12 protein-coding genes and 1 pseudogene are annotated in these 14,362 nt (G+C 69.2%); 6 read left to right on the top strand and 7 right to left on the bottom strand.

What is annotated here, in order from left to right; genetic code table 11:
• Positions 1–20: 20 nt before the first annotated feature.
• Positions 21–974: a 2,3,4,5-tetrahydropyridine-2,6-dicarboxylate N-succinyltransferase gene (gene dapD, locus RCP38_RS05375; protein WP_308477073.1), complete on the top strand. Its 954-nt coding sequence runs from the start codon at positions 21–23 to the stop codon at positions 972–974.
• 3 nt (positions 975–977) lie between these two features.
• Here the strand turns inward: dapD and RCP38_RS05370 are convergent, their stop codons facing one another.
• On the bottom strand, positions 978–1,274 hold the full coding sequence (locus RCP38_RS05370) for a hypothetical protein (RefSeq protein WP_308476030.1): 297 nt from the start codon (positions 1,272–1,274) through the stop codon (positions 978–980).
• Between the two features lie 40 nt (positions 1,275–1,314).
• On the bottom strand, positions 1,315–2,718 hold the full coding sequence (locus RCP38_RS05365; protein ID WP_308476028.1) for an acyl-CoA synthetase: 1,404 nt from the start codon (positions 2,716–2,718) through the stop codon (positions 1,315–1,317).
• Positions 2,719–2,854: 136 nt separating this feature from the next.
• On the opposite strand from RCP38_RS05365, the gene RCP38_RS05360 reads away from it, so the two are divergent.
• A complete protein-coding gene (locus RCP38_RS05360; protein ID WP_308476027.1) occupies positions 2,855–3,559 on the top strand; it encodes a helix-turn-helix transcriptional regulator in 705 nt (234 codons plus the stop codon).
• 13 nt (positions 3,560–3,572) lie between these two features.
• Here RCP38_RS05360 and RCP38_RS05355 read toward each other — a convergent pair whose 3' ends face one another.
• On the bottom strand, positions 3,573–4,472 hold the full coding sequence (locus tag RCP38_RS05355) for a pseudouridine-5'-phosphate glycosidase (protein ID WP_308476025.1): 900 nt from the start codon (positions 4,470–4,472) through the stop codon (positions 3,573–3,575).
• Positions 4,473–4,629: 157 nt separating this feature from the next.
• Here RCP38_RS05355 and RCP38_RS05350 point away from each other — a divergent pair.
• Positions 4,630–5,271: pseudogene (locus tag RCP38_RS05350) on the top strand (HNH endonuclease family protein); the annotation flags it as partial.
• 8 nt (positions 5,272–5,279) lie between these two features.
• On the opposite strand, the gene dapC reads toward RCP38_RS05350, so the two are convergent.
• Positions 5,280–6,377: a succinyldiaminopimelate transaminase gene (dapC, locus tag RCP38_RS05345; RefSeq protein ID WP_308477071.1), complete on the bottom strand. Its 1,098-nt coding sequence runs from the start codon at positions 6,375–6,377 to the stop codon at positions 5,280–5,282.
• Positions 6,378–6,549: 172 nt separating this feature from the next.
• On the opposite strand from dapC, the gene RCP38_RS05340 reads away from it, so the two are divergent.
• Positions 6,550–7,110, top strand: coding sequence for a PadR family transcriptional regulator (locus tag RCP38_RS05340; RefSeq protein WP_308476024.1), 561 nt, complete (start codon positions 6,550–6,552; stop codon positions 7,108–7,110).
• A 22-nt stretch (positions 7,111–7,132) separates the two neighbouring features.
• Positions 7,133–9,175, top strand: coding sequence for an NADPH-dependent 2,4-dienoyl-CoA reductase (locus tag RCP38_RS05335; protein WP_308476023.1), 2,043 nt, complete (start codon positions 7,133–7,135; stop codon positions 9,173–9,175).
• Positions 9,176–9,250: 75 nt separating this feature from the next.
• Here the strand turns inward: RCP38_RS05335 and RCP38_RS05330 are convergent, their stop codons facing one another.
• Positions 9,251–11,773, bottom strand: coding sequence for a bifunctional FO biosynthesis protein CofGH (locus RCP38_RS05330; RefSeq protein WP_308476021.1), 2,523 nt, complete (start codon positions 11,771–11,773; stop codon positions 9,251–9,253).
• Positions 11,774–12,140: 367 nt separating this feature from the next.
• Between RCP38_RS05330 and RCP38_RS05325 the strand changes: the two genes are divergently transcribed.
• Complete coding sequence (locus RCP38_RS05325; RefSeq protein ID WP_308476020.1) at positions 12,141–12,758, top strand: hypothetical protein; 618 nt, start codon at positions 12,141–12,143, stop codon at positions 12,756–12,758.
• Positions 12,759–12,812: 54 nt separating this feature from the next.
• Here RCP38_RS05325 and RCP38_RS05320 read toward each other — a convergent pair whose 3' ends face one another.
• Complete coding sequence (locus RCP38_RS05320) at positions 12,813–13,235, bottom strand: hypothetical protein (RefSeq protein WP_308477070.1); 423 nt, start codon at positions 13,233–13,235, stop codon at positions 12,813–12,815.
• A gap of 166 nt (positions 13,236–13,401) precedes the next feature.
• Positions 13,402–14,319: an N-acetyl-1-D-myo-inositol-2-amino-2-deoxy-alpha-D-glucopyranoside deacetylase gene (gene mshB, locus RCP38_RS05315; protein ID WP_308476019.1), complete on the bottom strand. Its 918-nt coding sequence runs from the start codon at positions 14,317–14,319 to the stop codon at positions 13,402–13,404.
• Positions 14,320–14,362 lie beyond the last annotated feature (43 nt).

The raw sequence follows: 14,362 nt of genomic DNA, 5'->3' as shown, positions 1-14,362 counted from the left end.
AGCCTAACGGTCCGGGTAGCCTGACCGGCGTGACTGGAGCTTGGGGCGTCGGGGTAGCGACGCTGGCCGCAGACGGATCGGTACTCGACACCTGGTTTCCCGCACCGGAGTTGGGCGGCTCGGGTGAGGCCGGAACCACCCGACTGGCCGCCGACGAGGTACCCGCGGAGTTGGCCGGGTTGCTCGGGCGCGACGAGGACCGCGGCACCGAGACGGTGGCGGTGCGCACCGTGATCGGTTCGCTCGACGACGCCGCCGTCGATGCCTACGACGCCTACCTGCGACTGCACCTGCTGTCGCACCGGCTGGTCGTGCCGCACGGGCTCAACGCCGGTGGACTGTTCGGGGTGCTGACCAATGTGGTGTGGACCAACTACGGGCCGTGTGCCGTCGACGGCTTCGAGTCGACGCGGGCCCGGCTGCGCCGGCGCGGCCCGGTGACCGTCTACGGCGTGGACAAGTTCCCCCGGATGGTCGACTACGTGCTGCCGTCCGGGGTGCGTATCGCCGACGCCGACCGGGTGCGGCTGGGTGCGCACCTGGCCTCGGGAACCACGGTGATGCACGAGGGGTTCGTCAACTTCAACGCGGGCACCCTGGGTGCCTCGATGGTCGAGGGCCGCATCTCGGCGGGCGTCGTGGTGGGCGACGGCTCCGACATCGGGGGCGGTGCATCGATCATGGGCACCCTGTCCGGCGGCGGCACCGAAGTCATCTCGATCGGCCAACGCTGCCTGCTGGGGGCCAACGCCGGCCTGGGCATCCCGCTGGGTGATGACTGCGTGGTCGAAGCGGGCCTCTACGTCACCGCGGGGACCAAGGTCACGCTGCCCGACGGTGCCGCGGTGAAGGCCCGCGAACTGGCCGGTGCGAACAGCCTGTTGTTCCGCCGCAACTCACAGAGCGGGACGGTCGAGGTGGTCGCCCGCGATGGCCGGGGAATCGCGCTCAACGAGGCACTGCACGCCAATTAGGCGCTACAGCATCGCCCGGCTGATCTTGTCGCTGTCCTTGCCGATCGTCTTGCAGTAGGCGCTGACCGCCAACTGGGTCCCGGACAACTCCAGGTTCGTCGGCTCCTCGCCCTTCTTGTCGGCGAGCATCTTGGCGACCGCGGAGCGCTGCTTCTCGGCGTCGTCGGCGTTGAAATCCTCGCACGTCGTGTCGCCGCCCTTGTTGGTGAGTTTCTCCACCGTCGAGCATCCGCCGAGCAGGATCGGCGCACACAGCAGGGCGGCCACCGCGGTGCGGCCGAATCGGATCCTAGGTTTCACTTCGGCCACCCTTCCAGCGTCGACTCATGCATGCGCGAGCCTACGTCAGGAGTGCCTTCTTGAGGACTTTTCCCATCGCATTGCGCGGCAAAGCCTCCACGATACGCACCTCACGCGGCCGCTTGTGCACCGAAAGCTGTTGGGCCACATAGTCGATCAGTTCATCGGGCGGTACGGTGCCGCCGGCCGGCGGCACCACGAAGGCGACGATCCGCTGCCCCAGGTCTTCGTCGGGCAGGCCGACCACGGCGACCTCGGACACCCCCGGATGCCCCAGCAGCGCGGTCTCGATCTCACCGGCACCGATGCGGAACCCCCCGGATTTGATCAGATCGACCGACTCGCGGCCGACGATCCGGTGCATCCCGTCCGCGTCGATCACCGCGACGTCCCCGGTCCGGTACCAGCCGTCGGCGTCGAGCGCCTCGGCCGTCGCGTCGGGCCGGTTGAGGTAGCCGTTGAACAGCGTCGGAGTGCGCACCGACAGTCGCCCGATCGTCTCCCCGTCGTGCGGCACCGGACCGCCGTCCTCAGCGACGAGCCGGGTCTGCACCCCTTGCAACGGCAGTCCCACCCAGCCGGGCCGACGCTCGCCGTCGACCCGGGTGCTCAACGTGATCAACGACTCGGTGCTGCCGTACCGCTCGATGGGCGCGTGGCCGGCCAGCGAGACGAGGCCCTCGAACACCGGGACGGGAAGTGCGGCACTGCCGGAGACCAGCAGTCGGGCCGACCTCAGGGCAGCGGCCGCGCTCCGGTCGGCCACCACCCGCGACCACACGGTGGGAACACCGAAGTACAGCGTGCCGGCCGCGGCGGCGTAGTTCTCCGGAGTCGGCTTGCCGGTGTGCACGAAGCGGTTGCCGACGCGCAGCGACCCGAGCAGGCCCAGCACCAGGCCGTGCACGTGATACATCGGCAGCCCGTGCACCAGTACGTCATCGGGGCTCCACTGCCAGGCCTCGGCCAGCGCGTCGAGATCCGCGGCCAGTGCCCGCCGGCTCAGCTGTACACCTTTGGGCGGGCCGGTGGTGCCCGAGGTGTAGATGATCAGTGCGGTGTCGTCGTCGGCCGCGTCGACGCAGTGCGGTGCCGAGCCCGCGCGCGGCGCGAAGTGCGGCAGACCGGCCGCATCGTCGGGTCGCTCCCCCAGCCAGGCCTGCGCGCCGGAGTCACGCAGGATGTGCTCGCGTTCGGCGACGCCGACGTCGGCGGGTACCGGCACCAGTGGCACTCCGGCGAGCAGGCAGCCCGCCACCGCCCGCACGGTGGCCGCCGTCGGTGTGGCCAGCACGGCGACGCACCGTGCGCCGCCGAGATCTTCGAGCACCCCGGCCGAGGTGGCGCTCAATTCGGAACGGCTGAGCGTGGTGTCGTCGATACGCACCGCATCGGCGATATCGGTGATGTTGGCGTCGTCGCAAGCCAGGGAGGTGAGCAGCACGTCAGCGACGTTACCGTTACCGCGGGGCCGACCCTCGGCCTGACCGATCCCTCGATCATCGCCTGACCACTGCACGTGGTATCGACGGGTCGGTTCCCTTATCTTTGAAGGTAACTCATCACGGAAAGACACACCGATGCACGACAAGTCCGACACCCGGCGACCGGCCCGGCGCAGCCCGCGGTTGCCTCGCAACCAGCAGCGCGAGCGGGTGCTGCGGTTGGTGGGTGCGGCCAACGGGGTGGTGGATGCCGGTGAGATCGCCGAGCGGATGCAACTCCATGTCACGACGGTCCGGTTTCATCTCGATGCGCTGTGCGAGGACGGGGCCGTGGCCCGTACCCGGATCAAGCGGGACGGAGTCGGACGGCCCCGGACCGGCTACATCGCCGTCCGTGATCGCCTGGACTACCGGAGCCTGGCCGAAATCCTCGCGATGGAGCTCGGCGACACCGCCGACGAACGCCGGGAGCGCGCCGAGCGGGCGGGTCTGCGCTGGGCCGAGCGGATCCTTTCCGCCGCCGCCGACGATCCCGCGGGCCGGAAGGGGGCGGTGAACGGGTCCGGCGTCGATGCCTGTGCCGACCGGATCACCGAGGTCTTCGAGCGCATGGGATTCGGCCCGGAGATCGTCACAGACCCCCGCAACACCGTCGGGCAGCGCACGATCCAGCTCAACGCCTGCCCGGTCAGGGACTTGGCACGGTCCCATCCCGAAGTCAGCTGCGCCATGCACCGGGGGCTGTTGCGGGGGCTACTCGCCGACCACGACGGGGACCAGACCGACCTCGCCCCGTTCGTCGAGCCGGAAGTGTGCATCGCCAAGATCACTCGCCGCTGACCGGGCAGCACGGTCAGTCGGCGGCGTAGTCCACCGCGATCTCGGCCGCCAGCCGCGCATTGGCCAGCACCAGGGCGACATTGGTGGCCACCGACGCGCCACGCGTGCCGCGGTGGAACCAGTCGAGCAGAAACGGGGTGACGTCCTTGCCGCGCACCTGCGCCCGTTCGGCCGCGGCCAGGCCTTCGGTGAGCACCCGGTCGTGCAATGTGCGGTCGAGTTCGGCGTCGGCGGGCACCGGGTTGGCCAGCACCAGGCCGTAACCGTCGGTGCCCACCCGGGCGCGGGCCCGCAGCACGTCGGCCGCCTGGCCGGGAGTCTGGACCCGCCAATCGATCCGGTATCCGGAATCGGCCAGGTAGAAGGCCGGGAACCGGTCGGTGCGATAGCCGATCACCCCCACCCCGAGGGTCTCCAGTCGCTCGAGTGTGGCACCGATGTCCAGGATTGACTTCACCCCTGAGCAGACCACCAGGATCGGCGTGCGCGACAACGCGGTCAGGTCCGCCGATTCGTCCCAGGTGTCGCGGGCGCCGCGGTGCACTCCCCCCAGGCCGCCGGTGGCGAACACGCCGATACCGGCGCGGGCCGCCAGGTGCGCGGTCGCGGCGACCGTGGTCGCCCCGTCACCGCCCGCGGCCGCCAGCATGGCGATCTCGCGGGTACTGACCTTGACCGCGGTGCCGGTGGCGATCCGGTGCAGCGCGGCGTCGTCGAGTCCGATGTGGGGCCGGCCGCCGAGGATCGCGACGGTGGCCGGCACCGCGCCGCCGGCCCGCACCGCGTTCTCGATCTCGCGGGCCACCGACAGGTTGTCCGGGCGGGGCAACCCGTGGCTGATGATGGTGCTCTCCAACGCCACCACGGCACGCCCGGCGGCCAGCGCCTCGGCCACCTCTGGATGAACACGCACCGGCCCAGCCTATTGCTCCGGCAAGCTCGGCGGCCGATGTCGTCGGTGCGCACTGGTAGCGTCCGGGCCGATATCGCGGAGTCAGGGAGGTGTCGTGGCCGATCGACGGCACGGGTGGCCGGGCCGGGTGCGGGCCCTGGGTGGTCTGTTCGCCGCAATGGCGCTGCTGATCGGCGCTGCAGGCACCGCAGCGGCCGAGCCGATTCCGGTCGGTGCCGCCGACGGATCGACCACCCTGGACATGCTCGCATCCCTGCCCATCAAGGGCCGCGCACCCAAGACCGGATATCAGCGGGCACTGTTCGGCCACGCGTGGAGCGACGACGTGGCGGTGCCCTACGGGCACAACGGCTGCGACACCCGCAACGACATCCTGCGCCGGGACCTGGTCGACATCGAACTGAAGCCGGGCACGAACGACTGCGTGGTGCTCACCGGCATCTTGAACGATCCCTACACCGGAACCGCGATCCCCTTCCAGCGGGGTACCGACACCTCGCGGGCGGTGCAGATCGACCACATCGTGGCGCTGTCGGACGCCTGGCAGAAGGGCGCCCAGCAGTGGGATGAGATCACCCGCCGCAACTTCGCCAACGATCCGCTGAATCTGCAGGCCACCAGCGGCCCGGTCAACTATCAGAAGGGCGACGGTGACGCCGCGACGTGGCTGCCGCCCAACCGGTCCTATCGTTGCGAGTACGTCTCTCGGATCGTCGCGGTCAAGGCGGGCTACGGCCTGTGGGTCACCCAGGCCGAGCACGACGCGATCGAACGCATCCTCACCGGGGAGTGCGGCGCTCCCGGGGGCTAATCCAGCCGCGCGACGGCCGCGGCGATCCGTTCGTCGGTGGCGGTGAGCGCCACCCGCACGTGCTGCACGCCGCTCGGCCCGTAGAACTCACCGGGCGCCACCAGGATGCCGCGCTGCGCCAGCCATTCCAGGCTGTTGCGGCAGGGTTCCCCGCGGGTGGCCCACAGGTAGAGCCCACCCTGGGACAACTCGACGGTGAATCCGGCCGCCTGCATGGCCGGCAGCAGCAGCGCCCGGCGGCGGGCGTAGCGGTCTCGTTGTTCGCGTTCGTGCGCGTCGTCACCGAGGGCCGCGGTCATGGCGGCCTGGATCGGGGTCGGCACCATCATCCCGGCGTGTTTGCGCACCGCGAGCAGTTCGGCCACCACGGCCGGGTCACCGGCGACGAAGCCGGCCCGATACCCCGCCAGCGACGAGGTCTTCGACAGCGAATGCACCGCGAGCAGGCCGCGGTGATCCCCGTCGCACACCGCCGGGTGCAGCACCGATCGCGGCTCGGCATCCCAGCCCAGACCCAGATAGCACTCGTCGGAGACCACCAGCACGTCGTGTGCGCGGGCCCAGTCGACGACGGCGCGCAGTTCGGCCTCGGTCGCGATCGCCCCGGTCGGGTTGCTGGGTGAGTTGAGGTAGACCATGGCCGGTGCCGGGCCGTCGAGGGACTGCGGGGTATCGCTGCGCATCCAGGTGGCCCCGGCCAGTCGGGCACCCACCTCGTAGGTCGGGTAGGCCAGTTCGGGGACCACCACCGTGTGCTGTTCGCCGAGGCCGAGCAGGGTCGGCAGCCACGCGATGACCTCTTTGGTGCCGATCACCGGCAGCACCGCCGATTCGCGCAGCCCGGTGACCCCGTAGCGCCGCTGCAGTGCGGCGACCGCCGCGTTGCGCAGTGCGGCGGTTCCGGCGGTGGTGGGATAGCCCGGTGCGGATGAGGCCGCCGCCAGCGCGTCGCGGATGACCGGTGCGACGGGATCCACCGGTGTGCCGACCGAGAGGTCGACGATCCCGTCCGGATGGGACCTGGCCAGCGCGGTCACCTCGGCCAGGGTGTCCCACGGGAAGGTGGGCAGTGCGGCCGATCTGCCGCCGGGCAGGGGGCTCACGGGACTGCGGCGAGGCACGGTGGATTCATCGGTTCCTGATAGTAGAGGCCGCCGCCGCGGGCCGCCCACCACCCGGGCCGGTGGGACGCCCGCGACCGGCTATGCAGTTAGTTGCACTGCAACTAGTTGCATATCACCGTTGCGGATGCCTATGCTGCCCCGCGTGGCACTTCCGCACGCGATCCTGGTGTCGCTGAGCGAGCAGTCCGGCTCGGGCTACGAGCTGGCCCACCGTTTCGACCGCTCGATCGGCTACTTCTGGAGCGCCACGCATCAGCAGATCTATCGCACGTTGCGCGCTATGGAGGCCGACGGCTGGGTGCGGGTCACCGAGGTGGCCCAGCGTGGCCGACCGGACAAGAAGGTCTACACCGTCGCCGACGCCGGCCGCGCCGAACTGACCCGCTGGATCGCGGCACCGCTGGCCGGGCGCGGAAACTCGGTGACGGACAACCGGCTGCGCGAGTTGGCGGTCAAGATCCGCGGCGCCGGCCCCGACGATACGGCCGCGGTTCTCGAGCAGGTGGCGACGCTGCGCGCCGAGCGCGCCGAGCGGCTGGACGTCTACCGCGTGCTGGAGAAGAAGCAGTTCGCCGATCCCGCCGCGTTGTCGGGCGCCGCCCTGCATCAGCACCTGGTGTTGCGCGGCGGCATCCGTGCCGAGGAGAGCGCGATCGGCTGGCTCGACGAAGTCGACGAGGCGCTGCGGCGATCGAGCTGTTGAGATCAAGGGGGCATCAGGCATCATGACGACCGAATCGACCAACCCGTATCCGCTGCTGTTGTCGCCGTTGGATCTGGGGTTCACCACGCTGCCCAATCGGGTCGTGATGGGTTCGATGCACACCGGCCTGGAAGACCGCGCCGGCGACATCGACAGACTGGCCGAGTATTTCGCGGCACGCGCCCGCGGCGGGGTGGGGCTGATCATCACCGGCGGGTATGCGCCGAACCGGTCGGGTTGGCTGCTGCCGTTCGCCGCGGCGATGACCAGTCGCGCCGATGCACGGCGGCACCGCCGCATCACCGACGCGGTACACGAGGCCGGCGGCAAGATCGCGTTGCAGATCCTGCACGCGGGACGCTATGCCTACCACCCGTTTTCGGTCAGCGCATCCAGCCTCAAGGCGCCGATCAACCCCTTCCGGCCGCGGGCGCTGTCCACCCGCGGGGTCGAATCCACCATCGACGACTTCGCCCGCACCGCTGAGCTGGCCAGGGAAGCCGGCTATGACGGTGTGGAGATCATGGGCAGCGAGGGCTACCTGATCAACCAGTTCCTGGCGCCCCGGACCAATCGGCGCACCGACGGCTACGGCGGTACCGCGGCCAACCGTCGACGATTCCCGGTGCAGATCGTCGCGCGCAGTCGCGCGGCCGTCGGCGACGACTTCATCATCTGCTACCGGTTGTCGATGGCCGACTTCGTCGAAGAAGGTCAGAGCTGGGATGAAATCGTCGCGCTGGCAACCGAAGTCGAGGCGGCCGGCGCCACCATGATCAACTCCGGATTCGGCTGGCACGAGGCCCGGGTGCCGACCATCGTGACGTCGGTACCCGCGAATGCATTCGTCGACGTCTCCCATGCCATCGCCGACCACGTCACGATCCCGGTGGTGGCGTCCAACCGGATCAACATGCCGCAGGCGGCCGAACAGGTGCTGGCCGAAACCTCGGTGCGGTTGATCTCGATGGCCCGCCCGATGCTGGCCGATCCCGATTGGGTCCGCAAGGCAGCCGAGAACCGGGCCGCGGAGATCAACACCTGCATCGCCTGCAACCAGGCCTGCCTGGATCACGTCTTCGCCCACAAGAAGGTGTCCTGCCTGGTCAATCCTCGTGCCGGACATGAGACCAAGCTGGTGTTGGGCCCCACCCGTCGACAGCGGCGCATCGCGGTGGTGGGCGCGGGCCCGGCCGGGCTGGCGACGGCGGTGTCCGCGGCCGAGCGCGGCCACGCGGTGACCCTGTTCGAGGCGAATGAGTTCATCGGCGGCCAGTTCGATCTGGCCAGAAGGATTCCCGGCAAGGAGGAGTTCGCCGGCACCATCCGCTACTACACCGCCATGCTGGACAGGTTCGCGGTCACCGTGCGACTGGGCAGTCGCGCCGGTGTCGAGGAATTGACCGGTTTCGACGAGGTGGTGCTGGCCACCGGGGTCAGGCCCCGGATTCCGCAGATCCCCGGTATCGACCATCCGATGGTGATGTCCTACGCCGACGCGATCACCGGCCGGCCCGTCGGCGCCGCGGTGGCGGTGGTCGGTGCCGGCGGGATCGGTTTCGACGTCAGCGAATTCCTGGTCCTGGACGCGCCGGCGTCGTCGCCGACGCTGCACCTCAAAGAGTGGAAGGCCGAATGGGGCGTCGCCGACCCCTGGGAGGCCCGGGGCGCGTTGATTCCGCCGGACCCGGCGGCGCCGGCCCGGCAGGTCTATCTGCTGGCCCGCACCGAGGGGGCGCAGGGCCGGAAGCTGGGCAAGACCACCGGCTGGGTGCATCGCGCGGCGTTGAAAGCCAAGGGCGTCCAGCAGCTCTCCGGTGTGAACTACGACCGCATCGACGACGACGGCCTGCACATCAGTTACGGCCCGAAGAAGTCACGGCCGCAGGTGTTGGCGGTGGACAATGTGGTGATCTGCGCCGGGCAGGAATCGGTGCGCGACCTCGAGGACGGGTTGCGGATGCGCGGGGTGACCCCGCACATCATCGGCGGGGCGGCGTTGGCCTCCGAGCTGGACGCCAAGCGGGCCATCAAGCAGGGCACCGAACTGGCCGCCCGCCTCTAACCTCTAACCTCTAACGCGATTTCGGCGCGATTATGCCCGCTCGGCGGGACCAAACGCGCCGAAATCGCAAGGGGCTCAGGCCGGCAGCGGCGCGTAGTCGGTGGCGCGCTGTCGGGCCGGGCGTCCGATTCCTTCGGCGATCGAGGTCAGCTCGGCGATGGTCTTGGCCGAACCGTGTTCGGAGCCGGCCATCCGGGAGATCGTCTCCTCCATCAGGGTGCCGCCCAAGTCGTTGGCGCCACCGTTGAGCATCACCTGGGTGCGTTCCACGCCGAGCTTGACCCAACTGGTCTGGATGTTGGGGATCCGACCGTGCAGCATGATCCGGGCCAGCGCGTGCACCGCGCGGTTGTCCCGGTGACTCGGGCCGGGGCGTGCCCCACCGGCCAGGTACAGCGGTGAACTCTGGTGCACGAACGGCAACGGCACGAATTCGGTGAAGCCGCCGGTACGGTCCTGGATGTCACGCAGCACCCGCAGGTGTCCGATCCAGTGCCGCGGGGAATCGATGTGGCCGTACATCATCGTCGAACTCGATCGCAGTCCCACCTCGTGTGCGGTGGTCACCACTTCGACCCACATCGACGTCGGCAGCTTGCCCTTGGTGAGCACCCAGCGGATCTCGTCGTCGAGGATCTCCGCGGCGGTGCCCGGAATGCTGCCCAGCCCGGCCTCGCGCAGGCTGGTCAGCCACTCCCGGATACTCAGACCGCTCTTGGACACCCCGTTGGTGATCTCCATGGGTGAGAACGCGTGCACGTGCATCGAGGGAACCCGCGCCTTGACCGCGCGCACCAGGTCGGCGTAGCCGGTGACCGGCAGTTCCGGGTCGATCCCGCCTTGCATGCAGACCTCGGTGGCACCGGCCAGGTGTGCCTCATAGGCACGTTCGCCGACTTCGGCGTTGGACAGCGAAAACGCGTCCGCATCACCTTTGCGCTGGGCGAACGCGCAGAAGCGGCAGCCGACGTAGCAGATGTTGGTGAAGTTGATGTTGCGGTTGACCACATAGGTGACGTCGTCGCCGACGGCGTCGCGCCGCAGCGAATCGGCCAGTGCGGCAACCGCATCCATCGCGGGGCCGTCCGCGGTGGCCAACGCCAGGTATTCGGCGTCGGTGCAACCGGCCGGGTCGCGTTCGGCCGAACGCAGCGCGGCGAGCACATCAGTGTCGACACGCTCGGGCGCGCGGGCCGCCAGATCGTGAATCTGTTCGCGGATCGACTCCCAGTCTCCGAAGGCACTGCCCAGGTCACTGCGGGTCTCGGTGTTGCGGCCGTCGACGTCGATCGCGGAGTTCAGGTCCACCCGGCCGGCCGAGACCACCTCGTCGGGTTCCTGCCAGGCCAGTCCGACCGGGTTGACGTCCCGCGCCCAGCCGGTCTCCGGGTCCGCCAGGGCGGTGACGTGCGGGCGCACCCGCGGGTCGATCCACGCCGCGCCGGCCTGGACGTAGTCGGGCTGGGCGGTCAGTCGCTGCACCAGGTCGTAGCCGGCCCGCTCGGTGACCGCGGCCAGGTCGTCGAGCGCGGGCCAGGGGCGCTCGGGGTTGACGTGGTCCGGGGTCAGCGGCGACACCCCGCCCCAGTCGTCGACCCCGGCGCCGATCAGCGCCAGGCATTCGTCGGCCGAGACCAGGTTCGGCGGTGCCTGCACCCTCATCTTGGGTCCCAGCACCAGCCGGGTGGCGGCCACCGTGGCCAGGAATTCCTCGAAACCGGCATCGGGAGCGGCTGCCATCGCGGTGTGGTCCTTGGCCCGGAAGTTCTGCACGATGACTTCCTGGATATGCCCGAATTCCTTGTGCACCTTGCGGATCGCGTGCAGCGTGTCGGCGCGCTCGTCGAGGGTCTCGCCGATACCGACCAGCAACCCGGTGGTGAACGGGATCGAGAGCCGACCGGCGTCGGCCAGTGCGCGCAGCCGCACCGCCGGGTCCTTGTCGGGGCTGCCGTAGTGGGCCAGGCCCTTGGTCTCGAACAGCCGTCGGGAGGTGGTCTCGAGCATCATGCCCATCGACGGCGCCACCGGTTTGAGCCGCGACATCTCCGACCAGCTCATCACGCCGGGGTTCAGATGCGGCAGCAGGCCGGTCTCCTCGAGAACCAGAATCGCCATCGCCCGCACATAGGCGAGGGTGGTGTCATAACCCTGCTCATCGAGCCACTGCCGCGCCTCGGGCCAGCGCTCCTCGGGCCGGTCCCCCAGCGTGAACAGCGCTTCCTTACAGCCCAATTCGGCGCCGCGGCGCGCGACATCGAGAATCTCGTCGGGGCTGAGGTACATCTGCTTGCCCTGCGCGCGCAGCACGCCGGGAACCGTGACGAACGTGCAGTAATGGCAGGTGTCGCGGCACAGATGGGTGACCGGGATGAACACCTTGCGCGAGTAGCTGACCGGCAACCGGCCGCCCGCGCCGCGGCGACCGCCCGACACCAGGCCGGCGTCGCGCACCCGGGCCGCACTGGCGCACAGATCGTCCAGATCCGCGCCGCGCGCGGTCATCGCGATGGCGGTCTCCTCGGGATTGAGGAGCACGCCGTCGCGGGCCCGTCGGAGTACACGGCGAAGCGCCGATCCGGTCACCGGAGAAGCCACCGGCCGACGCGACGCACCAGGCCCCTCGGGAAGCGGCGTCACATCACCACCCCTCGGGACAGCTTGCTGTTCATTGCCCACACCCCATACTTTTCCAGACCCCGGAAAGCCGCCTCGTATTCACCAGCCAGGGTACGTCGGCCCGGCGGGCGGACAGACCCGCAGCCCGGGGTCGAAAAACCTAAGAATTTCACAGTTCAACGACGCGCGATCGTTTGCCCCGGCGGTCGCCGTGATGCCCGCTTCGCCGACAACCCCAGGTATGTCGAGAATCATACGCCTTCTATGTGTGCAAAGTTCCCTTTTATAAAACTATTGACCTCTAAACGGGACTGTTCTTTACTGAGCAAAACAACAAGGAGTTGCAATGAAAATCTCAACTAAGCCCTGGCTCGCCCCGCTGGTCGCGGCAACTTTCCTCGCGGCAAACCCGGCAGTGGTTCCGGTCGTCCAACACAACGACGTACAGGCGTCCGCGGTGACCTTGACCGCGGGCGGATCGGCACTCGATCTACTGGGATCGCTGGGGCCGGACCTACTCGCGCTGCAGAACTCCGCGCTGCAGAACGCCCCAGACCTGCTCGATATCCCCGGCGAGGCCGCCTACGGATTCCTCGGGCTCGGGGGTTTCGTCGAAAGTGCGATATCGATGTTCAACTCCGTAGTAGGACCGCTGTTGTCGATCCTCTACTCGATACCGTTCGTCGGCCCCACGCTCTATTCGGTGGTCACGACTCCGATCAGCATGGTCGAGGGGTTCATCTGGCAGATGTTCGTGGGTACGACGTACGTCCCGTTCTTCTATTACTACGCCGAGGCCACGGACTTCAGCGCCGAGGCCACCGACCCCGGAGCTGTCCTGGATCTCCCCGATGCGCCGGATCTCGGTGGTACCGCCCTCGAATTCGGTGACCTCTCGGACTTCGGCGACGGCGGGATCCTGATCCAGGACGCAGTCGAATCGCTGCTGGACATGGCCCTGTAGCACGACGGCGAGCAGCGATGGCGCGGTTGCCGCGGCGAACGCCGCGGCAACCCGTCAGCTCTGCCGGGCCGGCGCGTTTCCGGCGGCCAGCGCCTCGCGACGACGCCATAACACCCACACCGGCGGCGCACTGCCCACCACGATCATCAGCAGTACGCCGTAGGCCATCAGCCCGCGGTCGGCGAAGATCAGGTCGTCGCCCGGCCCGCCGAGGGTCATCAGCGCGATCGCCAGCAACCAGCCCCACAGCGGCAACGCGGCCACGCGCAACGAGTGGGTGCAGCCCAGCGCGACCCAGACCAGGCCCGCGTTGACCAATCCCCCGATCAGCGCGCTGATCGGGAAAGGGACGGCACCGATGTGCGCAGGCAACAGCAACGCGGTCGCCACCGCGCAGAGGACCCCGTCAAAGGCCAACAGTGCCAACACCGGCACGTTGAAAGCGGGATGCGGTGTAAGGGAAGGGATCGCGGGCACGGTGTGCGGCGCGACGGGGCTCAAGTGGGAATGCTCTCCAGCTGGCTGACCATGGAACCGACCATCCACTGGAAGCTGTCGAGCCACCACTGCCAGTGTTCCAAGTTCGGGTCCAGATCGGGATCCATGCCTAAACCACCTAAGTCCTTGCCTCTACAAAAGCTGGTCAGCAGGAGCTTACCGCGCCGACCCCGGCATCGAACCCCAGTCCGGCCAACAGATCGGTTTCCCACCCCCGCGCGTCGCGCGGCCCCGCCGCACCGGCGGCCAGCACGTAGTGCTCGCTGTCCAGGATCGGCTGGGCGATGTCGTTGGACAGCGCGAAGGCGTTCCCGGTGGGCCCGACCGTCACCTGGGTCGCGTGTGCGGTCATCGCCGCCACTTTCGCCCGGCGCACCCCGGCGTCCTCGATCACCGCGTCGATGCGGTCATCCGGGTAGCCGCCCACCGCCACCGCACCGGCCGGGACCGTCCAGTGCGGGAACCGATCGGCGTCGCGCAACCGGAGCCGGGCGGCCTGCCAGGCACTGTCGGCGATCACGGTCCAGTAGAACTTCGGCGTGGCCCAGGCCGCTCCGCAGCCGCGACCGCCGTCCGCCGCCGCGGCCACGGCTGCGGTGGTGATGTGATGGGCCTGCACGTGATCGGGATGGCCGTAGCCGCCGTGCGGGTCATAGCTGACGACCACATGCGGGCGCAGTCGCCGGATGACGTCCGACAGCGCCGTGACGACTTCATCGCGCTCGGCGTCGATGAACCGCTGCTGTCGCCGCGCCGGGGTTCCGGTCATCCCGGAATCGCGCCAACGTCCGGCGCCGCCGAGAAACTGCGGTGCGCCGATCCCCAGTGCCCGCAGCGCCTCGGTGAGCTCGCCGATCCGATACCCGCCGAGTTGGTCGGCCCGGTCCACGGTCAGATGCGCCCACCGCTCCCCGATCACCTCGCCCTCTTCGCCGAGTGTGCACGTCACGACGTGTACATCGGCCCCGCGGGCCGCGTAATGCGCGATCGTCGTCCCGGTCGTGAGGGTCTCGTCGTCGGGATGGGCATGCACGAAAAGCAGCCGCGGAGTACGGTCCGGCATGCCAAGACCCTATCGCGCGGTGCTGGATCGACCGCCGGACCGC

It is taken from the genome of Mycolicibacter sp. MU0083 (assembly GCF_963378075.1).
Lineage (GTDB): Bacteria > Actinomycetota > Actinomycetes > Mycobacteriales > Mycobacteriaceae > Mycobacterium > Mycobacterium kokjensenii.
The sequence above is the reverse complement of the archived record's forward strand: the minus strand, read 5'-3'. Positions and strand labels throughout refer to the sequence as shown.

Excerpts from the sequence above, each read along its gene's own strand:
- RCP38_RS05360 (WP_308476027.1), top strand. The coding sequence starts at position 2,855 with ATGCACGACAAGTCCGACACCCGGCGACCGGCCCGGCGCAGCCCGCGG.
- RCP38_RS05335 (WP_308476023.1), top strand. The coding sequence starts at position 7,133 with ATGACGACCGAATCGACCAACCCGTATCCGCTGCTGTTGTCGCCGTTG.
- RCP38_RS05325 (WP_308476020.1), top strand. The coding sequence starts at position 12,141 with ATGAAAATCTCAACTAAGCCCTGGCTCGCCCCGCTGGTCGCGGCAACT.
- mshB (WP_308476019.1), bottom strand. The coding sequence starts at position 14,319 with ATGCCGGACCGTACTCCGCGGCTGCTTTTCGTGCATGCCCATCCCGAC.